Origin of the sequence: Pantoea sp. 1B4 (assembly GCF_016925765.1) — a bacterium.
In the GTDB taxonomy this organism is placed as follows: domain Bacteria; phylum Pseudomonadota; class Gammaproteobacteria; order Enterobacterales; family Enterobacteriaceae; genus Pantoea; species Pantoea agglomerans.
Genome location: NZ_JAEUWZ010000001.1, coordinates 3793549 through 3815836 on the forward strand (window position 1 = coordinate 3793549; position 22288 = coordinate 3815836).

Consider the following 22288-nt stretch of genomic DNA (forward strand, 5'->3'; position numbering starts at 1 on the left):
ACTGCAACGTCACGGCGGCCTTTTGCCGCTGCGCGCAGACCCCTTCTCACCATAACGATAAGTACCCAGTTTCGGGAGAGTGCAATGGAAAAGACTTCAGTAACCGGCCGCGACAGCGCAGCTGGCGACACGCCACCAGACCAGGATTTCGTGCCGATGCGTAGCGACGTGGTGCGTACACCGCGTATCCGCAAGATTCAGATCACGGCGATGCTGCTGTTGCTGTTCGCCGCCATCATCAACTATCTGGATCGCAGCTCGCTGTCGGTCGCGAATATGACCATTCGCGAGGAGATGGGGCTGAGCGCTACCGAAATCGGCTTCCTGCTCTCCGCCTTTTCGCTGGCTTATGGCCTGGCGCAACTGCCATGCGGCGCGCTGCTGGATCGTAAAGGGCCGCGCATTATGCTCGGCATTGGCATGTTTATCTGGTCGCTGTTCCAGGCCGCCTCTGGCCTGGTGCATAACTTTACCCAGTTCATCCTGGTGCGCATCGGCCTCGGCATTGGCGAAGCGCCGATGAACCCGTGCGGCGTGAAGGTAATCAACGACTGGTTCAACATTAAAGATCGCGGCATGCCGATGGGGATGTTCAATGCGGCTTCGATGATTGGACTGTCGGTGGCTCCGCCGATTCTGGCGGCGATGATGCTGGTGATGGGCTGGCGTGGCATGTTTGTCACGATCGGTATCCTTGGCATGTTCCTCGCTATCGGCTGGTATATGATCTACCGCGACCGCGACAACAACACCCTGAGCGCTGAAGAGATCCACTATTTGCAGGCGGGCAGCGTCGCCTCGCGTAAAGAGCCGATCAGCTTCAAAGAGTGGCGCGGCCTGTTTAAGCAGCGCACCATGTGGGGGGATGATGATTGGCTTCAGCGGCATCAACTACACCGCCTGGCTCTATATCGCCTGGCTGCCGGGCTACCTGCAGTCGACCTATCATCTCGATCTTAAAAGTACCGGCCTGCTGGCAGCGATTCCGTTCCTGTTCGGTGCGGCGGGCATGCTGCTGAATGGTTATGTGGTCGACTCGCTGGTACGTCGCGGCTTTAACGCGGTGAAAACCCGCAAAGTCTGTATCGTCAGCGGGATGCTGCTGTCCGCCGGCTTTACCGCCGTGGTAACCCGCGCGACCGACACCACCAGCGCCGTAACGCTGATTGGGATGGCGCTGTTCTGTATCCACTTCGCCGGAACGTCGTGCTGGGGATTGATCCACGCCAACGTCACCGCCCGTATGACAGCGTCTGTCGGCAGCATCCAGAACTTCGCCAGCTTTATCTTCGCCTCGTTCGCGCCAGTCATAACCGGCTGGGTGCTCGACACCACCAAATCGTTCAGCATGGCGCTGATGATTTGTGCCTGCGTGACGCTGGTTGGCGCACTCGCCTACCTGCTGCTGGTGCGCCAGCCGATCACCGACGGCGAATAATCACGGCTGACGGCGCGACTGCTACGTCAGCGCCGTCAGGGTGACCCCATGTTTTGCACCATACCGCTGAATACCTGCCATCACCTTCTCCGCGCTCAGCGCGGGTGGAGTCGGTAACAGCGGTGCCCGTTCACGCAGCGCCGAGTCGAAGCGGGCAAACGTCGCGAAATCACGCGGGAAACGTTCTTCATCCACCCCGATGAATACGCCTTCATCGCGGGCATGGGAGAGCAGCGCCCGCCAGCGATCAATCTCTGCCAGACCGATACTGTCGGTGCCGTGAGAAAAGAGCATCATGTCGATGTTGCGGAATGGCGGCTGTTTTTCCAGGAAGCGTTGCAGTGCCGCAGCCGAAGGCTCTGTGCAAAAGACCAGCCAGAACGGGATGGCATGCTGATGCATGCTGCACCAGGGGTCCATCAGCAGAAAGCTGTCGACGGTCAGCCGGGTTGGTAAAATCCCCGCCGCCAGATACCAGTCGCGGTAGATCTCAGCCACCACATAACTCATCGCCTCCGGATCTTCATAACGAATCTCCATCAGCTTCCAGTTCTGCGCCTCCGCCAGTTTTTTCAGCGGCGAAATCAGATAACCATCCAGTCCCCACTCCGCTTCCGGCACGTGGTCAGTAATGGCCGGCGGCGTCCAGCGCTCGCGATCGATGCCATAGCGTGCCAGATATTCCGCCACCCGCGGGCCGCCCTGTAAGTACTCTTTTTCGGTTGCGCCGCCGAGCGCACCAAACTGGAAAAACGAGCGATCGCTGGTGCGGGTTACCGGCCACTGTCGGGTACAGTGATTGATAAACAGCGTTGATCCGGCGGGCAGACTTCCCATCAGAAATTCGTTGAAGGCCAGCGGCAGTTCGCGCAGTTTTAGCCGGAAGTAGCGCATCTGATCGAGCATCAGCCGATCCTGATTCGGGTCCTGCATATGGTGCACCGCCAGCCGGGGCCAGGCAGCCAGCAGCGCGGCAGCAATCTCTTTGCCCTGCTCAAAGCTGGTCTGTGCGTCATCGGGATCGTTATTCGCGGCCCGCACCGGGCAAAGAAAAGTCTGGGGCAACCAGGGCACACCCATCGCCGCCGCCAGATGCACCAGTGCACCGTTCGATGAACCGATAAAGGCCGCCGGATAATCCTGTTGCGGGTATTCACTCACCATCCATTCGGCGATCCCTTCCACATCCAGTTCACCCGCCTGGCGCAGGCTGATGCCTTCTGCCATGCCGCCCAGCGCATAGCCCCACTCACGCAGCCCGGTCGGTAGCCGGTTCAGTGAGGGCAACAGGCGATCCAGCGTCGGTGACTGGCTGGGGCTGTCAAAGGGGCGGTCGTGCAGCGCATTGGCCAGCGCAAGCAGCATGGCAGCAGCAGAGTCAAAGCGGGCAATCCCTCTTGGTGGTTTACTCATGTTGATCCTCCTGCTGGATACGTGCCAGGAACGGGCGGATGGCGTGACAGAAACTCCACGGGTAGACGTAGTGCAATGTGTGCGTCCCGTCGCGTAATGTCACTCGTTCGCTGCGCGGCATCAGGGCGGCGAGTTCATCCAGCCAGCGGGCCGGACAGACGGGATCGCGCGAGCCCCGCAGCAGCAACGTGGGTGCGTTAATGTAAGTAAGGCGATGCTCAATGCGGTCGCGCATCATGGCGCGCATGGTACCGAAGGCGCGCCGCAGGCCCGCTTTGGCGTAATCGATTCGGGCCAGTGGCCCCGGTGGACGACGGGATTCCAGGCGGCCATTACGCCAGTCGCGCCAGAGCTGACGCGGCAGACTGCGGGCATGACGATCGACCGTCGGCCCCTGCAGCACCAGTCCCGCCACAGCCTGTGGATGTTTCACCGCCAGCGCGGCCAGAATCTGGCAGCCAAACGAATTGCCGACCCAGATAGCGCGCTGGAAACCGTTATGCTGTAACCACAGCCACAGCGCATCCGCCAGCTGATCCACCGACATGATCGGCGCAGAAGGTGGCAGTGTGCTGGCGCCAAAACCGGGCAGATCCGGCACCAGCACGTGATAGTCGCGCCCCAGCGCCAGCGCCAGTGGCTCCATCGCCCGGCCCGACATCACCAGACCGTGGATCAGCACGACCGGCAGTCCCTGATCCTCATTGGGCGTAACGCGGGTAAACATGCGCCAGTCACCAATCTGCTGATAATAACCGGCCAGACCGGCGTGATGACTGTTCGGCGACACCGGCGGCGTCTCCTTAAGCTGCCGCCAGCGTTTCATGCCCCATAACGTGGCCGCCACACCCAATCCAACACCTGCCACAATCGCTGCCTGTTTTCGTCGATGCTTCTGGATCATCCGCTGCTCCTGGTTTGGGGAGAATAATTCAGTGTAGGTCGGGATCAGATAGCAGGCGGGTTATCCGCGTGATGGTGTGAAAAAGTATGGGGTTTCGCCTAAGAAGACGCTGGCTTTACGGGTGATAAACTCTGGCGGGAGATCTGTCTGGTGTAAGCGGGAAGGCAATGACGGCAGTGAATGATGTGTGTACGCTGTGAGCGAGAAGCGGACATGAGAGATATAATTAATCCGCCATGAGAATCTCAGATTCCCAGGACTTATTAACCCGGTGAATGACGCCATTAAAAGGGAGACAGGGTGGCAATCGATCACAACGGCTTTATTGCCCTGCCAGAAACCAATAAATTGCAGCCAGAGTTCCGGAATATTGTTGCACAGGTCGTGGCAAAGCTAATCCAAAGTTTTCCTGAGCTTATACATAGCCTTTATTTGTATGGCAGTGTGGCTGAAGGCCGGGCAAAAATCGGGAAGTCCGATCTGGATATGACAGTCATATTTAGCGTTGATCCCGGCGAAGCGGCTAAAGTGCAAATTACTGAAATACAAAGTAAAATTGAAAAAAATAATCCTGTTGTCAGTAAAATCGATTTTGATTGTGGTCTGTTACAACAGGTAGTGCATCCGGATAATCTGCTTAGCTGGGGATACTGGCTCAAACATCACTGTGTCTGCGTTTACGGAGAGGACCTGAGCCAACGATTCCAGGCATTTAAACCTTCAAAAGAAATTGCTGTAGCAGTGAATGGTGACTTCCTGCCGGTGCTGGAAAAATTAATAACTCAAATGCAGTTATCTGCTGACGAAAATAAAAAGTTGCAGCTACAGCGTGCTGCTGCACGAAAGGCAATCAGAGCAACCAATATTCTTCGCAGTGAACATGACAAACAGTGGCCTGAAACACTCGAGGAGTATCGCTTTACATTCAATGCCCGATATCCAGCGTTAGCAAAAGAAATGGATTACTTGCTGGCAATCAGTAATACGCCTCAGGGGAGCATCGCTGATTTCAAAAGGCGCGTTATGGCTTTTGCCCGATGGCTTAACGTAACATTTCATAACGGGCAGGGCTTATGAAGGGAGGATTAACATCTGGGTAGCCTAATAAACGCGGAGCAGGTCAACGGACCAGAAATGATGCGAATTTCAGGCAATAAAAAACCCGCACTGAGCGGGTTTCTTTTATTATCAGCAGAGCTTATCTGCTCAGACTTATGTCTTCATCGCTATTGTAAGCGTCGCTGATAATGAGCGCGGCTTACTGCGCTGTGACGTTGCCAGCTGCAGGGCCTTTGGCGCCATTTTCAATGGTGAAGGAGACTTTCTGACCTTCATCAAGCGTTTTGTAGTTATCACCCTGGATAGCAGAGAAATGTACGAATACATCTTTGCTGCCATCATCAGGAGTGATAAAGCCAAAACCTTTATCTGAGTTAAACCATTTTACTAAACCAGTCATTTTGTTAGACATAGATATTTCCTTAATCGATTAGCCACTAAGAGCGGCGAAGATGGCCTGTAGTTAGAGATTTACTTATTGGGCACTTAGGAGGAGGCTCTCGAAGAAGGATATCTGTGGATAACACTTGAACTGAGGACTACTTTACTAAAACTGCTTTCATAAGGTCTGTGTTCCAAACCGATGACGCATTAAGACATAGCGATAATAATTTAGCAATGTATAAGTTTATTTATTTTAACCATTTAAACGCTCAGATGGCTGAATGGCTGTTTTATTTTGACTGCTCAGGAAGTGCTTCAGGCTCCGCTGTGTGCGAAGAGGAGCAGGTTAAGCCCGTCATAATGACGGTGCCGATTTAACGTTGATGTTTAACAATAAACAGAGCCTGTAATGTCACATCGCCTAAAAATTTCCGCACGGCCAGCGAAGGGGTTTCCTCGCCCTCCTTATCTGTGAGCTTTACCTGCTGCATGTCGTACGCCCGACTCTTCGGTATCTTTAATCCTGGTTCCGGTCAGTATCCGGACGACCTGCCCGCCCTCACCCTGCATCTGAAATGCTTGAGGTTTGCCACCCGCCACCATTCTGACCCAGAAGCAGCCTGCCGCGATGAGCGAGAAGCGGGCTAAACCACACCGGCGCCCGTAATGGGCATGCTGACTGTCTCAGTGACCGTGAACGGTCAATCCTACGAGCCGGATAACAACAGGGCGGACAACCAGTATGCAAAAGAAAGCCGCTGGCATGGCGACCTGATAAGCATTCATCACATTTGTCATGTAATGAGGCCCCATTCCGAATTCGGCTAACGTGATGACCAGACTCATCAGGAACGCCATGATGATCGCCATATAAAGCGCAAATATGTAAGGTGTCGTGCGCACCGGCAAGCGGGTTCGTAAGGCTTTTTTTGTTGCAGCATCAGTCATCTGAATATCCTGTTTAACAAAAGTAGATAAGACTGCGGCTAACTTAACAAGCTTATGCGGGGGGTTGTAGAGCGGTTATGCTTTAATCATTATTAAGTAAAATTGACGAATTAACGGTTGAGGATACGATGGACATTTTAGGGCTGATTAGCACTTTTATCCGCGTGGTGGAAAACGGCAGTATTGCAGCGGCGGCACGCGCTAAAGGTATGAGTCCGGCAGCAGTCAGCCAGAGTCTTTCCCGTCTTGAAGCGCATCTGGGCGTGCGACTGCTATCGCGCACCACCCGCAGCATGACCTTAACGGAAAACGGTAAACGCTATTTCGAGAAAGTCCGTCACATCCCACATGATATCGAACTCGCCTCGCAGGCTGCTGCGAATGAAACCAAACCACAGGGGCCACTTTGTATCGCTACGACAGCCGCGTTTGGTCGGTACGTTCTGGCTCCCCTTATGCCCGCTTTCAAAGCGTCCTTCCCCGATATAGATATTGAACTGATCAGTACCGATCGCAACGTCGATCATCGCCTGGAAGGCGTCGATGTCAGTATCCGCATCGAAGCACAGCTGAATGATCAACTGATCGCCAGAAAAATTGCATCGTTACCCTTTATATTCTGTGCGGCTCCCGCTTACCTTAATCGCGCTGGTACTCCTCAGACGCCTGGAGAACTTAGCCAGCACGCCTGCCTGGTTTTCCGCTATCCCACCGACAGACGGTTTCTGCCATGGACGTTTATGGTCAACGGACAGCCTGTTAATGCAAAACTTAACCCCAGTTTTATCAGCGATGATATTGATATCATCGCCAGAATAGCCGTAAACGGCGGCGGCATTGCCCGTCTGGCAAGCTTTGTAGCTCAGCCACTGATAGACAGCGGTCTGCTAAGGCCTTTGTCCTGGTCAGGTCACAGTGGCGAGAGCACCATTGAGTCCCTGCCGATGAATATCTATGCCTGTGTCACCGAACGTTCGGCACTCAATTCGAAAGTACGGACATTTATTGAATTTTTGGCCGATGCGATTTAAGACAGGAGCGTTTTTGCCGGGCGAAAATTGACGCATTTTTCTGCTTATCCACCCGCAAAAGTAACTCACCGCTGCCGGTCGTGGTGATACGAAAAGCGGCCCTTTTGACGATGTGCAGAAAGGATATAAGTACGCTTTGAGAAGGGGTTTAACGCGTTGAGATTGGGATCCAAAAGTATCTGGCAGTCAGTAAAAACTGCCAGAATTGAGGAATGAAAAGTCGTTATCAGTCGCTAATTCTGATGACGATTTTGCCAAATGCACCACGGGAGAGGTGCCGGAAGGCTTCAACCGCCTCATTAAAGCTGTAAACCTGTTCAATGACGGGTTTAATATTATGTTTATTGAGGAACGGATTCATCCGATCAAACGAGGAGCGTGGTGCAACCGCAATGCCCCGGATTTTTGTCTGACGGAAAATTAACGGCATCAAATCAAGTTGTGCTGTCTGGCCGGTCAGAAATCCTACCTGAGCAATCGTACCGGCAACTTTTGTCGCAGCAATTGACTGATTGATGCCATTGCCCCCCGGCGACATCTATCGTTACGTCAGCGCCTTTACCATCAGTTATTTCAAGCACTTTTCTTTCCCACTCAGGGTATTTTTTATAGTTAATCCCTTCATCTGCTCCCAGTGATTTAATGCGCTCAAGGTTTGCATCGTTACTGGAGGTGGCAATGACGCGTGCACCATAGGCATGCGCTATCTGAGCAGCGAAGACCGATACGCCACCGGTTCCCTGTACGAGCACGGTCTGACCAGGCTGCAGATTGCCGATATCCATTAGCGAGTACCATGCCGTAAGTGCAGCGATGGGAAGTGTAGAAGCTTCTTCATCGGTCATGCTGTCAGGCGCTTTAACTGCGCTGTCCTCATGAATAATCATGTACTCAGCCAGCCCGCCGGGTAACGGCATTCCAATACACCATGCTGGCTCATCGGCCGCAGGTTCACCCTCTAACCAGCGTGAATAGAGATGCGAGTTAACGCGATCACCCGCGCTAAAACGGGACACACCCTGCCCCGTGGCAACAACGGTACCCGTCGCATCAGAGACAGGAATCAGTGGCTTTGGAACCAGATGAGGCTCATAGAAGCCCTCTACTATTGCCTTATCCCTGAAGTTCAGAGATACCGCGCCAACTTTAACCAGAAGTTCACCCGGACCAGGTACAGGCGTTTCCACCTCTTGAAGCTTTAAGTTTTCAAGGCCAAAATCTTTCAGTAACCATGCTTTCATTTTGTCATTTCCCATGTGTATGCATCCAATAGGGCGATGATAAAAAAAGAAGGGGGGCGTAAAAAGCCACGTAAAAGGACTTCAGTGTTACTGCAGGAGAAACAATCGGAATGAGATATAATCCGCAATACACTATTTCGGCAGGAATATTTTTTGCGGAGTTAAATGATGCGCTCGAACATGCTGGAATTGATGGATATTTTTGTTCACGTCGTTGAATTCCGTAGTTTCACCCGGGCCGCTGACGCCTTACAGCTGCATCGCCCTGCGGTCAGTAAGTCCGTACAACAACTGGAAGACAAGCTTGGCGTTAAGCTATTGCACCGCACCACGCGCAGTCTGAGTGTGACCGTTGAAGGGGAAGAAATTTATCAGCGGGCTAAAACGCTACTGAGTGATGCCAGCGATATAATGGCTTCTTACTCTTCAAATCAGCGACCTCGTGGCCAGCTGCGCATTGATGTTCCACTGGCGCTGGCACACAGTATCCTGATCCCACAATTAAGCGAGTTTCAGGCTTTATATCCTGAAATTGAAATAGTCTTAACCGCTTCAGATCGCCTGACCAATTTAATTACAGAGGGTGTGGACTGTGTTATTCGTCTCGGTGAGCTTGCTGATTCGAATTTTATTTCGCGCAGAATGGGCAGCCTGCAGATGGTCACCTGTGCAGCACCCTCTTATCTGGATAAATATGGCACTCCTTTAACACCTGATGACCTTAAAGATCATAAAGCCATTTATTTTTTTAATGAACACAGTCGGGACGTCCAGGAATGGAAATTTGTCATGAATGGCGAAATTGTTTCACGGCATCCGGGAAGCAGCCTACGAGTTAACAATTCTGACGTCCTTCTTTCCTGTGGCGTGGCGGGCCTCGGCATGCTTCACGCATTATATACGGCATTAAAGCCCTGCCTCGAAACAGGCCAGCTGAAGGAAGTATTATCGGGTTATGCGACTGTGACGAAGCCGGTTTCAATACTCTACCCTGACAGACGCTATCTTCCGCCTAAGGTCCGGGTCTTTATCGAATGGTTTACTGAAATATTCAGGAAGAATCATCAGGGTTAACCGTGAATCTTTGTTTCGGCACAGGCAATCCCGTGACCCATTAAAAGTGCTTGTTTCCTGTTTAAGGTATGCCGCCATTTTGTCTGGCATCCGGAAATCTCCCGGGCAGATTAGACCACTGCAGCAACGTCTTTTCTGGCTCAAAGTGACGCATAACGGGAAAATCAGAAGGAGAGGAGTAGCAACAAACAGGATGCACCCGAAGTGCAAAAACGCGGGTTTAAATCAGCAGAAGCAAAGGCAGAAAAAGCAGAAAAGGTGATAATCACAGGTCGATCCCTGACCGCGATTATCGAGGGTTTCTTGCGGGGTGCTTAGTACATGGCACCCGGCGGTACGTGTTTGAACGTCTCAACGTAAGCGCGGAACACGTGTTTAAAAATACGTTTCATGGAACACCTGATTCAAATTTAGTTGAACATATACCGAAAAAGTATAGCTCCTGTGCGTTTTAACAGCAAATAAATTTGAACCAGATCACAAAAATGGCGGTTTTATGTGCAAAAGCCCTACGCGGTGTAGCCGAGATGCTGCAACAGAATGGTAGAGCCGACGGCAATCAGCACTACTCCACCCAGCACTTCCGCCCATTTGCCCAGGATCGGACCGATAAAACGCCCGACTAATACGCCAGTCGTCGCCATCACCGTGGTGGCTGCACCAATGGTCAGCGCGGTAGTAATGATGTTCACCTGCAGGAAAGCCAGACCCACACCGACAGCCAGCGCATCCAGGCTGGTCGCTACCGCGGTGGTCGCCAGTACCATAAAGCCATGGCTTTGCGGGGCTTCACAGGGTTCTGCAACAGCAGTCTGACGGAAGCCTTCCATCATCATACGGCCACCCAGAAACGCCAGCAGGATGAAGGCAACCCAGTGATCCCACGCCATGATGTAACGGCTGGCGGCCAGGCCAAGCGCCCAGCCAATCAGCGGCGTCAGCGCTTCAATTGAGCCGAAAATCAGACCGGTACGCAGCGCTTCTTTAAAACCGGGACGATGCAACGTGGCACCTTTGCCCAGAGCAGCAGCAAACGCGTCCATCGACATGCCCAGCGCAAGAATTAAAGTGGCAATAAAGGTCATGATTTATTCACCTGGGGCGAAAAAGCGGCAATTCACGCTGAATTCACCACACAAAGTGTTCAGTTATGAAAAAGTGGGCGCAGTCTACCATGCAAACCCAAAGATAAAAAGACAGTAAAATCAGGGATTTAAGTATAGCAAAGGCTATAACTCTTATCGTCCGCTATGAATCGCGCTAAGTCGATGGTAGCAAAGCATTTTCTGACCATTTCTCTGGCCATGTAGCATGCAGGATGCGCACGAAGCAGCGCGCCACCATTGAACCGTGTCGCCGTTTACCGGAAAATGCCGGGCTGATAAATATGGGATACCGGTTATGAATAACCCTTTTGAAACGTTGATCGTGCCTGGTAGCATTTTACTGCTGGGCTTTCTCTCGGCGCTGCTGCTGCCCGCGCCCGCCTTTAGCGTGACGGTAGCGCAGCATCTGTTGCAGATGTTCCATTTGCAGGACCTGAATCAGCTCTACACGGTGGTGTTTTGCGTCTGGTTTTTGCTGCTGGGCGCACTGGAGTTTTTTGTTATCCGTTTTGTCTGGCGTCGCTGGTTCAGGGGCTGACCGCCTGCGCATCGACCAGTGCTTTTAGCCGTTCGGCACTGCGCGCATAACCTTCACGTGGCAGATGTGCCGTCCCCAGCAACAGGCCCGCACCGCGCTGATCCGCCTGCTGATACCAGATCGACAGCGGCGACGGCGCCATGCCCCACTCCACCGCCTGCTGCGCAATCACCTGATCCGGTGAACCGGCGGGTAAACGGACAATCACCGCCAGCCCGGCGCGTTGCAGGTCAGGAAAGTGAGGATGCAGCGCCGCGATCATCTGCTCCAGCCGCTCATGATAGACGCGCTTCATGCGCCGCAGATGCCGCATAAAGTGGCCATCCCGCAGAAATTCCGCTACCGCGTTGTGCAGCAATCCGGAGGAGGCAGGCGAAAGCAACGCGCAGACCTCACCGAACCGGGCCGTCAGCGCGGGTGGCACCACCATAAAACCGAGACGCAGTTGCGGCGTCAGCGTCTTGCTGAACGTGCCGATGTGCAACACCCGCCCCTGGCTGTCGAGCGCGGCCAGTGCCGGCGCGGCGCGATTGCCGGGCTGAAGCTCGCCGAGATAGTCATCTTCGATAATCCAGCGCTGCGTGCGGCTGGCCCAGTTAAGCAATTCATGGCGGCGTGCCAGGCTCATCGTCATGCCAAGCGGCGCCTGCTGTCCCGGTGTGACCAGCGCAAAAGCGGCATCCGGCGCGCGGGCAATCCCGGCCTCAACCTGCAACCCTTCGGCATCAACCGGCACGGCAACCGGCGTGACGCGCAGCGCTTCAACCGCGCGACGCGCCACCCAGAATCCGGGATCTTCCAGCCATGCTGTTTTACCCTGAAAATTCATCGCCAGCCCAATCAGTCCCATTGCGCCAGCATAGCCGCTGGTAATAATAATCTGGTCCGCCTGACAGCGCAGGCCGCGTGCCACCGCCAGGTAGGCCACCAGCGCCTGCCGCAACGCTAAGCTGCCGCGGGGATCGGGATAGCTGGCCGGTCTGCTGACCTGCATGCGCGTCTGACGCTGCAGAATGCGCAGCCAGACTTTGGCCGGGAATGCATCGCTGGCAGGAATGCCCATCTGGAAGGTCAGCGGTGGCGCTTCATACTCCTCTGCACCCTCCAGCAGCTGGCGTTCAGCCTCGGCATTGACCGGTTTTAACGGCGGTAATGGGCTGACGAAGGTACCCGCTGCGCCTCTGGCCTGCAGAAACTGACCATCAACCAGCATGTCATAACTGGCGCGAACGGTGCCACGCGCCACGCCGAGCTGAGCGGCCAGATCGCGGCAAGAAGGCAGACGTGCGCCAGGTTGTAAACGTCCTTCACCAATCGCCTGTTCGATCAGCTGGCGCAGTTGTTCACTGAGGCCACGTGACGCGCCGCGCTGCAGTGTCAGCGTGGAAAGCGGCGATGGACCAGTCAGACTCTCACTTTTTGGCACTTTATTTGCTCCATTGAAAGGCTGAAAATCGCCTTATCAACCCTGAATGAGGCAATAAGATGAGCGAACGTATCGATTTTCACAGTGCAGCACCGGCAGGCATGAAAGCGCTGGGCGGCGTATACAGTTATCTGGCACAAACCGATCTGCCGCTCACTTTACTGGAACTGCTGTTCCTGCGCATATCGCAGATTAATGGCTGTGCCTACTGCATTGATTTACATACCAAAGCACTGAATAAAGCGGGCATGGGCTGGGATAAGATCGTGCTGACCTCGGTCTGGCAGGAATCCGGTACGCTGTTCAGTGATAAAGAGAAGGCTACCCTGCACTGGGCTGAATGCCTGACCCTGATTGCTCAGCAGGGTGCGCCAGACGACCGCTATACCGCACTGAAAGCGCACTTCAGTGAAAAAGAGATTGTCGATCTGAACATCGCGATTGGTCTGATGAACACCTACAACCGCATGGCGATAAGTCTGAAAAAGTTGCCCGCCAGCGCCAGTCAGTCATAAGTGAATCCGATGCGTGCGCCGGTGTGCACGCATTTTCAGACTCACAAAAATGTAACATTATTTTTACACAAGCAGCCTTTCAGGCTCTCTTCCCCCGATTCCCGTTATTCCTTACTGCATAATAAATCACTAAATTTCAGCGGATTAAATAATTCCGCACGGTTCATATCCATTCCGTCGTTGCACCAGCATGGGGCTTTTCAGCAACATGCCATTTCCGTTAACCCACTGACTTCACACTAAAAAAACCCTAATTCGCCGCTGGCCCTGATGATTAATTCTTATGCTGAATCATTTCTGCATTTAAAAAATAAACAAATGTTTAATTCAGATGCGAGAATGTTATATTCAGATGACAAAGCATAACGTGCAGTTAACGCGTTATTACCGCTTTAACCCTATACCTGAGACTTAACCTTTGAGAAATAGCGCAACGCGCTCGTAAGAAGCGTGACTATTTCGCCTGCAAAACTGTTGGGCTTCAGGTCAACAGAAGAGGAGATGTCGCCTCATGTGCAATTCAGCTGTAAACCTTGCACTCGCGATGAGTGCCATGGCAAAGGACACCACTACTACCGCGCAGGAGCGCAAAGACGTTGACGTGCTGCTGATTGGCGCAGGTGTGATGAGCGCCACCCTCGGCGCGTGGCTGCAGGATTTAGAGCCGGACTGGTCCATCGAAATGGTGGAGCGGCTGGATAGCGTGGCCGAAGAGTCGTCCAACGGCTGGAATAACGCGGGCACCGGTCATGCGGCGCTGGCAGAGCTGAACTATACGCCTCAGCAGGCGGATGGCAGCATCGACATCTCTAAAGCGGTGACGATCAACGAATCGTTCCAGATTTCCCGCCAGTTCTGGGCTTATCAGGTCCAGAAAGGCAACCTGCGCAACCCTAAAAGCTTTATTCACAGCACGCCGCACATGAGCTTTGTCTGGGGTGACGACAATGTCGACTTCCTGCGCAAGCGCTTTAAGGCGCTGCAGAAAAGCACCCTGTTCCGTGGCATGGCCTACTCCGAAGATCCGCAGCAGATTGCCCGCTGGATCCCGCTGGTGATGAATGGCCGTGACCGCAGCCAGAAAGTGGCCGCGACCTGGACGGAGATGGGCACCGATGTGAACTTCGGTGAAATCACCCGTCAGCTGATCGCCTCGCTAGAGAAGAGAGCGAATTTCCAGCTGCGTCTGCGTCAGGAAGTGCGTGAGCTGAAGCAGCTCGCCGACGGTCGCTGGCAGGTGACGCTGCAGTGTCTGAACAGCGGCACGCGTCGCACACTAACGGCGGGTAGAATATTTATCGGTGCTGGCGGCGCGGCGTTACCGCTGTTGCAGAAGGCTGGCATCCCGGAAGCCAACGGTTACGCTGGTTTCCCGGTGGGCGGTTCATTCCTGGTAACGGAAAATCCGCAGGTCGTCGCGCAGCACATGGCCAAGGTCTATGGCAAAGCCAGCGTCGGTGCGCCGCCGATGTCCGTGCCGCACGTCGACACCCGCGTGCTGGATGGCAAGCAGGTGCTGCTGTTTGGCCCGTTCGCCACCTTCTCGACTAAGTTCCTGAAGCAGGGTTCGCTGATGGATATGTTCACCTCACTGAACAGCAGCAATATGCTGCCGATGGTGAAAGTGGGGCTGAAAAGTTTTGATCTGGTGAAATACCTGATGGATCAGGTGCTGCAAAGCGATCGCGACCGGATGGACGCCCTGCGCGCCTATGTGCCGCAGGCGAAGCAGGAGGACTGGCGCTTAGTGACTGCCGGTCAGCGTGTGCAGATCATCAAGAAAGATGAGAAAGAGGGCGCCGTGTTACGCCTGGGCACCGAAGTGGTCGCCTCACAGGATGGCTCGATTTCAGCACTGCTGGGTGCATCGCCTGGCGCCTCTACGGCGGCACCGATCATGCTGGAGCTGCTGCACAAGGTTTGTCCTGAGCAGATGGCTTCGCCGGAATGGCAGAACAAAATCCGTGCGGTGATCCCATCCTGGGGACGTAAGCTGAACGGCGACGTAGCGCTGACAGAGAAAGTGTTAGCCGAAACCAGCCGGATTCTGCAGCTCGACTATTCGCCGGTTACCCCGATGGCGGCAAACGATGAAGGACGGGAAACCGCGTTCGTCGTCGGCAAATAATTCAGCGCCATTGATAAAAAAGGCTCCGCACTGCGGGGCCTTTTTTATTGGCCGGTTACCTGGTCGATCCGGGCATTCTCTATTAGGGTTAAGGCATCTTTTAGCTGCACGATCAGGAGGAAACTGCATGTCTTACTCCCCTGCTTCACCGGAATTCACGCTGCTCGACCGCTACTGGCGGGCAGCAAACTACCTCTCCGTCGGACAAATTTACCTGATGGATAACCCGCTGTTGCGTGAGCCACTCAGGCCTGAACACATTAAACCGCGTCTGCTGGGTCACTGGGGCACTACGCCAGGCCTGAATTTTATCTATGCCCACCTCAACCGCGTTATCCGGAAGCAAAACCTGGATATGATCTACATCTGCGGACCAGGACATGGCGGCCCCGGCATGGTGGCGAATACCTGGCTTGAGGGCAGCTACAGCGAGATTTATCCGCACATCACGCAGGATGCGGCGGGCATGCAGCGTCTGTTCAAACAGTTCTCCTTTCCGGGGGGCATTCCCAGTCACGCGGCACCGGAAACGCCTGGCTCGATTAATGAAGGCGGTGAACTGGGCTATTCGCTCTCCCATGCGTTTGGCGCGGCCTTCGATAATCCCGAACTGGTTGTACCCTGCGTGATTGGCGACGGCGAAGCGGAGACCGGTCCACTGGCCTCCAGCTGGCACGGCATTAAATTCCTGAATCCTGAACGTGACGGCGCGGTCCTGCCGATTCTGCACCTCAATGGCTACAAAATCGCCAACCCGACGCTGCTGGGTCGCAGCAGCGATGAAGATTTGCACCAGTTGTTCAGTGGCTACGGCTATGAGCCGCTGTTCGTCTGCGGGCATGAGCCTGAAAAAATGCATCCGCTGATGGCGGAGGTGCTGGATAGTGCCTTCAGTAAAATCGCCGCTTATCAGCGCGAGGCGCGCCAGGGCAAAGCCACCACCGGGGTGCCGCGCTGGCCAATGATTATTCTGCGCAGCCCTAAAGGCTGGACCGGCCCCAAAACGGTCGACGGCAAGAAAGTGGAAGATTTCTGGCGGGCGCATCAGGTGCCGGTCGCGGCCTGTCGTGAAGATGAAGGACATCGCCAGATCCTTGAGACGTGGATGCGGAGTTATCAGCCAGACGACCTGTTTGATGAACAGGGTCGCTTAAAGCCGGAACTGCAGGCGCTGGCACCGGAAGGTGATAAACGCATGGGGTCTTCGCCTTATGCCAATGGCGGCCTGTTGCGCCGTGAGCTGGATGCGCCTGAACTCGCGGAGTTTGCCTGCGATGTCAGCGAGCCAGGCGCACAGATGGCGCAGGCCACTGAGCATCTGGGCCGCTATCTCAGCGTGCTGTTCCAGCGCAACCGCGATAATTTCCGCCTGTTTGGCCCGGATGAAACCGCCTCTAACCGCCTGACGCCGGTCTTCGACGTGACCAACCGTACCTGGCTGGAACGAACAGAGCCTTACGATGAGCAGCTGGCGCGTGATGGCCGGGTGATGGAAATTCTCAGTGAGCATCAGTGTCAGGGCTGGCTTGAGGGCTATCTGCTGACTGGCCGCCACGGGCTGTTTAACTGTTATGAAGCTTTTATCCACATTGTCGATTCGATGTTTAACCAGCACGCCAAGTGGCTGAAAGTCTCGCGTAAACTGGGCTGGCGTAAGCCGATCTCGTCGCTGAACTATCTGCTCTCTTCGCACGTCTGGCGACAGGATCACAATGGCTACAGCCATCAGGATCCTGGCTTTATCGATCACGTTGCCAATAAAAAAAGCGGACATTGTGCGCATCTATCTGCCGCCCGATGCCAATACGCTGCTGTGGGTTGGCGATCACTGCCTGCGCACCTGGGACCGCATCAATGTGATTGTGGCGGGCAAGCAGCCTGCGCCGCAGTGGCTGGATATGGCGAGTGCGGTGACCCATTGTGAAGCGGGCATGGGCGAGTGGCGCTGGGCGGGCACCACCCCAGAGCATGAGGAGCCGGGTGTGGTGATGGCCTGTGCCGGTGATGTGCCGACCATGGAGACGATGGCGGCGGTGGATCTGCTGCGCGGTATGCTGCCCGAACTGCGTATCCGCGTGGTGAACGTGGTCGATCTGCTGGCGCTGCAGCCGCAGGATCAGCATCCGCATGGCAAATCTGATGCGGAATTCGACGCGCTGTTTACCCAGGATAAACCGGTAATCTTCGCCTTCCACGGTTATCCAACGCTGATACATCGCCTGACCTATTCGCGTACCAACCACCGCAACTTCCATGTGCGCGGCTTCAATGAAGAGGGAACCACCACTACGCCATTTGATATGACGGTGCTGAACGAACTTGACCGCTATCATCTGGCGCAGGAGGCGATTCTGCGCGTGCCTGGCCTGGCCGATGCGCATCCTGAGCTACTGGAGGATTTACAGCAGCGTCTGGCGGAACATCATCGCTATGTGCGTGAACATGGTGAAGATGTGCCGGAGGTGCAGAACTGGAAATGGCCGTCGGCCACAGCACCTGGTGCACCCGATTAAGCGGCCAGCAAGGCGTCGGTCAGCATCCAGATGGTAGTCGCCACCAGCGACAGCGCCATCAGGCTGTTAAATAACTGACGCTTCCAGGCAATCTGCAGATGGCTGCGCAGGCGATCGCCCAGCGCAGCCCAGATCAGAATGCAGGGCAGGTTCAGCAGCATAAAGCCGATCATCACCGTCAGCACGCCGCTGCTGGCGCTGTACAACAGCGCCACATTGGTCGCCATCAGCCAGGCTTTGGGATTGATCGCCTGGAAACAGGCTCCGCCCAGCAGCGTCATGGGCTGCGGCTTGCTGCGCACTTCAGGTGCTGCTGCACGGAAAATCTTCCACGAGAGCCACAACAGATAGGCACAGCCTGCCAGCGTCAGCGGCAGGCGAATCGCCGCCATCCAGTGCAGTAAGACCTCCAGTGCGACGCCGGCGATCACCGTTTGCAGCGCACAACCTATCAGTATGCCAAACACCATCGGCAGCGTGCGGCGCATGCCGAAATTGACGCCTGAGGTCGCCAGCAGCAGATTGTTCGGGCCTGGCGTAATCGACATGACGGTAACGTAACTGAAGAAAGAGGGATCGAGCATTATGACTCTCCTGAAAACAGACAGAGTTCTATGCTACGGCGGGAAAAGGGATGGTAACAGTGACACAAAATCACTATTGTTATGGTTACAGTTCCCGTTAACAGCAATTGTACCCATCCAATCCGGAGGCTACTGTGTCCCTTGCTCCCACTTCCGATCGGCCGCTCTATCAGCAGCTGGCAGACAGCTTCGCTGAGGCTATCCATCAGGGCACGCTGAAACCTGGCAAACGCCTGCCGGCGATCCGCCGCGTCGCCCAGTCACATCAGGTCAGCGTCAATACGGTACTGAATGCCTGGCAGTTACTGGAAGATCGCGGGCTGATTGAGGCGCGTCCCCAGTCGGGCTATTACGTGCGCGGCGTGTTGCCCGCCGTGACCCGCCATGGTCAGCATAAAACCCGGGTACGCGACCCCAGCAGCAGCAAGCTCGACCTTATCGATAAGGTATTTGCGGCGCAGAACCATCCCGACTACATCAATATTTCCCTGGCCTGCCCCCAGGATAGCGAGCTGTTTCCTGCGGCGCGTATTGCCCGGATTACTGCCTCACTGCTGCGCCGTGATCCGAACATGATTGGGCGCTATGCGCTTCCGCCCGGTAGTGAGCGCTTACGGGAGGAGATTGCGCGACGGGCGCTGCACGCCGGACAGACGCTCACCGCCGATGAGATCACTCTTACTCACGGCTGCATGGAGGCGCTTCAGCTGGCGCTGCGGGCGGTCACGCAGCCCGGCGACTGCGTCGGACTGGAGTCGCCGACCTACTTTTTCCTCTTCCCGCTGCTGGCTTCACTGGGCCTTAAGGCGCTGGAAATCCCCACCGATCCGCAGCATGGGCTGTCGCTGGATGCGCTGGAGATGCTGCTTCAGGAGCAGCGAATTAAGGCGCTGATTGCGATGCCGAGCGCGCAGAACCCGCTGGGCTGCGGCATGTCGCTGGAGAACAAGAAGCGGCTGGCGAAGTTAGTGAATACTTACCACGTTCCGCTGATAGAAGATGGGCTGTATGACGAGTTACAGTTCGACTGGCCGCTCTCGCCCGCGGTAAAAGCCTTTGATCGCGACGGCTGGGTGATCTACTGCACCAGCTTCACCAAAACCGTGGCGCCCGATTTCCGTATTGGCTGGACCGCCGCTGGCCGTTTTCATGATGCGATTGCCCGACTGAAAGCGGTGTCGTCGATGGCAGAATCCGCCCTGCTCTCTGAAACGCTGGCGGAGTTTCTTGCTTCCGGCGGTTATGACCACCATCTGCGCACGCTGCGCCGTCGCTACGCGGCCAACCTGGATGAGGCGCGGGGACTGATCGCCCGCTACTTCCCGGAGGGCACCCGCGCGACGCTGCCGCGCGGTGGCTTCGTCTTCTGGGTCGAGTTACCGGGCGGCGTAAATACCACCGAGATGTTTGATCGGCTGCTGCAGGAGCAGATTTGCGTCACGCCCGGCGCGCTCTATTCGCTGAGCGAGCGCTACAACCATGCACTGCGCCTCTCCTGCTGCTATCCGTTTGATGCGCGCTACAGCTGGGCGATCAGACGCGCGGGCGAAATCGCCTGTGAACTGGCGGGAGTATCCTGCGGCGAGGCTCAGGGTGTACCGTTGCGGCCCCAGACGGTATAGCCGTGGCGTTCAGTCAGGCGTTCGTAATAGGTGCGTACCGCCGGATAATCAGGGTGTTCGAGCGGCGTTTCAAACCAGCGGTTCACCGCCAGACCAATCGGAATGTCTGCCAGCGTGAAATTACGTCCGGCAACGTAGCGACCGGTTTTTTCCAGCTGCTGATTGAGAATGCTCATGGTGTGTGCCCAGCCTTTACTGGCCGCGGCCAGCAGACGTGGATCCTGATGAGCCGGTGAATTTCGCACCAGCGACATAAATGCGTAGCGCCATGAGGTGTTGAGTTCAGTGGACTGCCAGTCCATCCACTGATCGACAGGCGCACGCGTTTGAGGATGATGAGGATAGAGCCACTCGCCGCCATAGGCATTCGCCAGATAGCGCAGGATGGCGTTGGATTCCCACATCACAAAGTCATCATCTTTCAGTACCGGCACCATCGCATTGGGATTAAGTGCCATAAATTCGGGCAGGTGCGTTGAGCGGAATCCATCGCCCCACTCTTCGCGCTGGTAATCAAGGTCAAGCTCGTCACACAGCCATAATACTTTGCGCACGTTGATTGAGGAGGCGCGTCCCAGGATCGTTAGCATTCACAGTCTCCGGTAAAATCTTTAACTTATTGATAACGCTGTTAGCTGTTATAAGCAATCATCCGGCAGAGAAAAGGCCGCACTGAACCCAATCGCAAGGAGTCACCATGAAGGTCGCGTTTAAGCAAGTCGATGTGTTTACCTCAGCAGCCTTTAATGGCAATCCGCTGGCGGTGATTATGGATGCTCAGGGGTTGAGCGACAGCCAGCTGGCGGCGATTGCCCGCTGGACTAACCTGTCGGAAACCACCTTTGTGCTGCCGCCACAACATGAAGAGGCGGACTACCGGGTGCGTATTTTTACCGTTGAAGGCGAACTGCCGTTTGCCGGTCACCCAACGCTGGGCACCGCACACGCGCTGCTGGAGGCGGGCTGGCCAACCCGTACGCCGGGTGAAATCGTGCAGGAGTGCGGCGTCGGTAACGTGACGGTGAAGATTAATGAGACGGGCGGACTGGCCTTTGCCGCGCCAGCTGCCACCCTGATGCCATGGCAGGATGCGCTGATGGGTAACGCCTTAAACAGCGATGCATTCGATCTGACGCAAAGCCCCACCGTAGTGGATATGGGTATCCGCTGGCTGCTGGTGCCGATGGTCAGCGCCGAGGCCGTGCTGGCGCTGCAGCCCAATGTCAGCGATTTGCAGCGCCTGATTAAACATGCGGGTGTCTCGGGCGTGATGCCCTTTGGCCGTTTGCCCTCGGGCGAGCATGAACAGTATGAAGTGCGTGGCCTGCTGGTGGAAAATGGCAGCCTGACCGAAGATCCGGTGACCGGCAGCGCCAACGCCTGTCTGGCGCGGTATTTTGCAGCCGCAGGCCATACCACCTCCTATCGCGTGCGTCAGGGTACTGCTCTGCAGCGTGCCGGTCGGGTGAACGTAACCTTTAATGGTGAAACCATCTGGATTGGCGGTAATACCGTTACCGTCATTGATGGCACCATTACGCTGTAAAAGGCGGCGACGTCGCGGGGTGCTTTCCGCGACGCCACCAGCGGTTAAATCCCCTGCCCGCCTGAGGCTTCAATACGCTGAGCGGTGATCCAGCCGGTTTCGTCACTGAGGATCGCGCTGATGGCGTCGCCGATATCATCCGGCAGTCCGACCCGGCCCAGCGCCGTCAGCCCGGCAATCTGATGGTTAATCTCGGGGGTATCGCGCACCCGGCCACCGCCAAAGTCGGTCTCTATCGCGCCAGGTGCCAGGATATTAACGCGAATGCGCCGTTCGCCCAGCTCCTTCGCCTGATAGCGCGTCAGTACCTCCATCGCCCCTTTCATTGACGCATAGGTCGAGGAGCCAGGATAGATCAGCCGGGTCAGACCGCTGGAGATATTCAGGATGCGGCCACCGTCGTTGATCAGCGGCAGCAGCTTCTGGGTCAGGAAGTAAGGTCCTTTGAAATGCACGTTAACCAGCGCATCAAATTCCGCCTCGGTGGTGTCGGTAAATGGCTTGTAGTGTCCGTGTCCGGCGTTGTTCACTAAATAGTCAAAGCGCTCACGCTGCCATTGCTGTTGCAATGCCTCTTTCACCTGGCCGACAAAGCGATCGAACTGACCGGTTTCGCCGACGTCCAGCGCCAGTGCCACTGCACGCCGTCCCAGCGCCTCGATCTCCTTCACCACCGTCTGTGCCTCATCGGCATGGCTGCGGTAAGTCAGGATAATGTCTGTCCCCCCTGGCCGCCAGTTTTAACGCGCCATTACGGCCTAAACCGCGGTTTGCACCGGTAATTAACGCCACTTTCTGATTCATCTCTCGCACCTGTT

Annotated in this window: 18 protein-coding genes and 3 pseudogenes; 10 read left to right on the forward strand and 11 right to left on the reverse strand. The window is 55.4% G+C overall.

Annotation, left to right across the window (positions count from 1 at the left end; translation table 11 throughout):
* Positions 1-84 precede the first annotated feature (84 nt).
* Positions 85-1438: pseudogene (locus JNO11_RS18225) on the forward strand (MFS transporter).
* A gap of 21 nt (positions 1439-1459) precedes the next feature.
* On the opposite strand, the gene JNO11_RS18230 reads toward JNO11_RS18225, so the two are convergent.
* Together JNO11_RS18230 and JNO11_RS18235 are read right to left on the reverse strand one after the other, a co-directional pair.
* A complete protein-coding gene (locus JNO11_RS18230) occupies positions 1460-2851 on the reverse strand; it encodes a hypothetical protein (RefSeq protein ID WP_325177561.1) in 1392 nt (463 codons plus the stop codon).
* Complete coding sequence (locus JNO11_RS18235; protein WP_325177562.1) at positions 2844-3755, reverse strand: alpha/beta fold hydrolase; 912 nt, start codon at positions 3753-3755, stop codon at positions 2844-2846. Before JNO11_RS18235 ends, JNO11_RS18230 begins: the two co-directional genes overlap by 8 nt.
* A 300-nt stretch (positions 3756-4055) precedes the next feature.
* Between JNO11_RS18235 and JNO11_RS18240 the strand changes: the two genes are divergently transcribed.
* The gene (locus JNO11_RS18240) at positions 4056-4832 is read left to right on the forward strand and encodes a nucleotidyltransferase domain-containing protein (protein ID WP_325177563.1); all 777 of its coding nucleotides are present in this window, start codon (positions 4056-4058) and stop codon (positions 4830-4832) included.
* 181 nt (positions 4833-5013) lie between these two features.
* Here JNO11_RS18240 and cspA read toward each other — a convergent pair whose 3' ends face one another.
* Both cspA and JNO11_RS18250 read right to left on the reverse strand, forming a co-directional pair.
* Positions 5014-5226, reverse strand: a complete 213-nt coding sequence (gene cspA / locus JNO11_RS18245) for an RNA chaperone/antiterminator CspA (RefSeq protein WP_010671477.1) — start codon at positions 5224-5226, stop codon at positions 5014-5016.
* A gap of 656 nt (positions 5227-5882) precedes the next feature.
* Positions 5883-6146 carry a DUF2798 domain-containing protein gene (locus JNO11_RS18250; protein WP_325177564.1) on the reverse strand — a complete coding sequence of 88 codons (264 nt, stop codon included), beginning with the start codon at positions 6144-6146 and terminating at the stop codon, positions 5883-5885.
* 128 nt (positions 6147-6274) lie between these two features.
* On the opposite strand from JNO11_RS18250, the gene JNO11_RS18255 reads away from it, so the two are divergent.
* The gene (locus JNO11_RS18255; protein ID WP_325177565.1) at positions 6275-7177 is read left to right on the forward strand and encodes a LysR family transcriptional regulator; all 903 of its coding nucleotides are present in this window, start codon (positions 6275-6277) and stop codon (positions 7175-7177) included.
* 226 nt (positions 7178-7403) lie between these two features.
* Here the strand turns inward: JNO11_RS18255 and JNO11_RS18260 are convergent, their stop codons facing one another.
* A complete protein-coding gene (locus JNO11_RS18260; RefSeq protein ID WP_325177566.1) occupies positions 7404-7715 on the reverse strand; it encodes a zinc-binding dehydrogenase in 312 nt (103 codons plus the stop codon).
* A complete protein-coding gene (locus tag JNO11_RS18265) occupies positions 7612-8418 on the reverse strand; it encodes an NAD(P)-dependent alcohol dehydrogenase (RefSeq protein ID WP_325177567.1) in 807 nt (268 codons plus the stop codon). Before JNO11_RS18265 ends, JNO11_RS18260 begins: the two co-directional genes overlap by 104 nt.
* Positions 8419-8586: 168 nt before the next feature.
* Here JNO11_RS18265 and JNO11_RS18270 point away from each other — a divergent pair, with 168 nt between their 5' ends.
* Positions 8587-9492: a LysR family transcriptional regulator gene (locus JNO11_RS18270; RefSeq protein ID WP_325177683.1), complete on the forward strand. Its 906-nt coding sequence runs from the start codon at positions 8587-8589 to the stop codon at positions 9490-9492.
* A gap of 509 nt (positions 9493-10001) precedes the next feature.
* Here JNO11_RS18270 and mntP read toward each other — a convergent pair.
* Entirely contained in the window at positions 10002-10577 is a 576-nt protein-coding gene (gene mntP / locus JNO11_RS18275; protein WP_010253515.1) for a manganese efflux pump MntP, read from the reverse strand.
* A gap of 316 nt (positions 10578-10893) precedes the next feature.
* On the opposite strand from mntP, the gene JNO11_RS18280 reads away from it, so the two are divergent.
* Positions 10894-11136: a DUF1158 domain-containing protein gene (locus JNO11_RS18280; RefSeq protein WP_325177568.1), complete on the forward strand. Its 243-nt coding sequence runs from the start codon at positions 10894-10896 to the stop codon at positions 11134-11136.
* Here the strand turns inward: JNO11_RS18280 and JNO11_RS18285 are convergent.
* The gene (locus JNO11_RS18285) at positions 11126-12562 is read right to left on the reverse strand and encodes a PLP-dependent aminotransferase family protein (protein ID WP_325177569.1); all 1437 of its coding nucleotides are present in this window, start codon (positions 12560-12562) and stop codon (positions 11126-11128) included. The two genes, JNO11_RS18280 and JNO11_RS18285, sit on opposite strands and share 11 nt — an antisense overlap.
* Positions 12563-12621: 59 nt before the next feature.
* Between JNO11_RS18285 and JNO11_RS18290 the strand changes: the two genes are divergently transcribed.
* The 3 genes and pseudogenes from JNO11_RS18290 (at position 12622) to JNO11_RS18300 (ending at position 17718) form a co-directional block, all read left to right on the forward strand.
* The gene (locus JNO11_RS18290) at positions 12622-13077 is read left to right on the forward strand and encodes a carboxymuconolactone decarboxylase family protein (RefSeq protein ID WP_325177570.1); all 456 of its coding nucleotides are present in this window, start codon (positions 12622-12624) and stop codon (positions 13075-13077) included.
* 511 nt (positions 13078-13588) lie between these two features.
* Positions 13589-15205: a malate dehydrogenase (quinone) gene (mqo, locus tag JNO11_RS18295; RefSeq protein ID WP_022623958.1), complete on the forward strand. Its 1617-nt coding sequence runs from the start codon at positions 13589-13591 to the stop codon at positions 15203-15205.
* A gap of 127 nt (positions 15206-15332) precedes the next feature.
* Positions 15333-17718: pseudogene (locus JNO11_RS18300) on the forward strand (phosphoketolase family protein).
* On the opposite strand, the gene JNO11_RS18305 reads toward JNO11_RS18300, so the two are convergent.
* Positions 17715-18302, reverse strand: coding sequence for a LysE family translocator (locus JNO11_RS18305; protein ID WP_263056785.1), 588 nt, complete (start codon positions 18300-18302; stop codon positions 17715-17717). The pseudogene JNO11_RS18300 and the gene JNO11_RS18305 sit on opposite strands and share 4 nt — an antisense overlap.
* 134 nt (positions 18303-18436) lie before the next feature.
* Here JNO11_RS18305 and JNO11_RS18310 point away from each other — a divergent pair, with 134 nt between their 5' ends.
* A complete protein-coding gene (locus JNO11_RS18310) occupies positions 18437-19924 on the forward strand; it encodes a PLP-dependent aminotransferase family protein (protein ID WP_052270739.1) in 1488 nt (495 codons plus the stop codon).
* Here JNO11_RS18310 and JNO11_RS18315 read toward each other — a convergent pair.
* Complete coding sequence (locus tag JNO11_RS18315) at positions 19891-20514, reverse strand: glutathione S-transferase (protein ID WP_010253536.1); 624 nt, start codon at positions 20512-20514, stop codon at positions 19891-19893. The genes JNO11_RS18310 and JNO11_RS18315 overlap by 34 nt on opposite strands.
* A gap of 107 nt (positions 20515-20621) precedes the next feature.
* On the opposite strand from JNO11_RS18315, the gene JNO11_RS18320 reads away from it, so the two are divergent.
* On the forward strand, positions 20622-21470 hold the full coding sequence (locus JNO11_RS18320; protein ID WP_010253539.1) for a PhzF family phenazine biosynthesis protein: 849 nt from the start codon (positions 20622-20624) through the stop codon (positions 21468-21470).
* A gap of 44 nt (positions 21471-21514) precedes the next feature.
* Here JNO11_RS18320 and JNO11_RS18325 read toward each other — a convergent pair.
* A pseudogene (locus JNO11_RS18325) lies at positions 21515-22274 on the reverse strand (SDR family oxidoreductase).
* Positions 22275-22288: the final 14 nt, after the last annotated feature.

Bases quoted from the DNA above. Each gene is read 5' to 3' on its own strand.
- JNO11_RS18230 (WP_325177561.1), bottom strand. From the start codon at position 2,851: ATGAGTAAACCACCAAGAGGGATTGCCCGCTTTGACTCTGCTGCTGCC.
- JNO11_RS18235 (WP_325177562.1), bottom strand. From the start codon at position 3,755: ATGATCCAGAAGCATCGACGAAAACAGGCAGCGATTGTGGCAGGTGTT.
- cspA (WP_010671477.1), bottom strand. From the start codon at position 5,226: ATGTCTAACAAAATGACTGGTTTAGTAAAATGGTTTAACTCAGATAAA.
- JNO11_RS18250 (WP_325177564.1), bottom strand. From the start codon at position 6,146: ATGACTGATGCTGCAACAAAAAAAGCCTTACGAACCCGCTTGCCGGTG.
- JNO11_RS18255 (WP_325177565.1), top strand. From the start codon at position 6,275: ATGGACATTTTAGGGCTGATTAGCACTTTTATCCGCGTGGTGGAAAAC.
- JNO11_RS18260 (WP_325177566.1), bottom strand. From the start codon at position 7,715: ATGTCGCCGGGGGGCAATGGCATCAATCAGTCAATTGCTGCGACAAAA.
- JNO11_RS18265 (WP_325177567.1), bottom strand. From the start codon at position 8,418: ATGAAAGCATGGTTACTGAAAGATTTTGGCCTTGAAAACTTAAAGCTT.
- JNO11_RS18270 (WP_325177683.1), top strand. From the start codon at position 8,587: ATGCGCTCGAACATGCTGGAATTGATGGATATTTTTGTTCACGTCGTT.
- mntP (WP_010253515.1), bottom strand. From the start codon at position 10,577: ATGACCTTTATTGCCACTTTAATTCTTGCGCTGGGCATGTCGATGGAC.
- JNO11_RS18280 (WP_325177568.1), top strand. From the start codon at position 10,894: ATGAATAACCCTTTTGAAACGTTGATCGTGCCTGGTAGCATTTTACTG.
- JNO11_RS18290 (WP_325177570.1), top strand. From the start codon at position 12,622: ATGAGCGAACGTATCGATTTTCACAGTGCAGCACCGGCAGGCATGAAA.
- mqo (WP_022623958.1), top strand. From the start codon at position 13,589: ATGTGCAATTCAGCTGTAAACCTTGCACTCGCGATGAGTGCCATGGCA.
- JNO11_RS18305 (WP_263056785.1), bottom strand. From the start codon at position 18,302: ATGCTCGATCCCTCTTTCTTCAGTTACGTTACCGTCATGTCGATTACG.
- JNO11_RS18315 (WP_010253536.1), bottom strand. From the start codon at position 20,514: ATGCTAACGATCCTGGGACGCGCCTCCTCAATCAACGTGCGCAAAGTA.
- JNO11_RS18320 (WP_010253539.1), top strand. From the start codon at position 20,622: ATGAAGGTCGCGTTTAAGCAAGTCGATGTGTTTACCTCAGCAGCCTTT.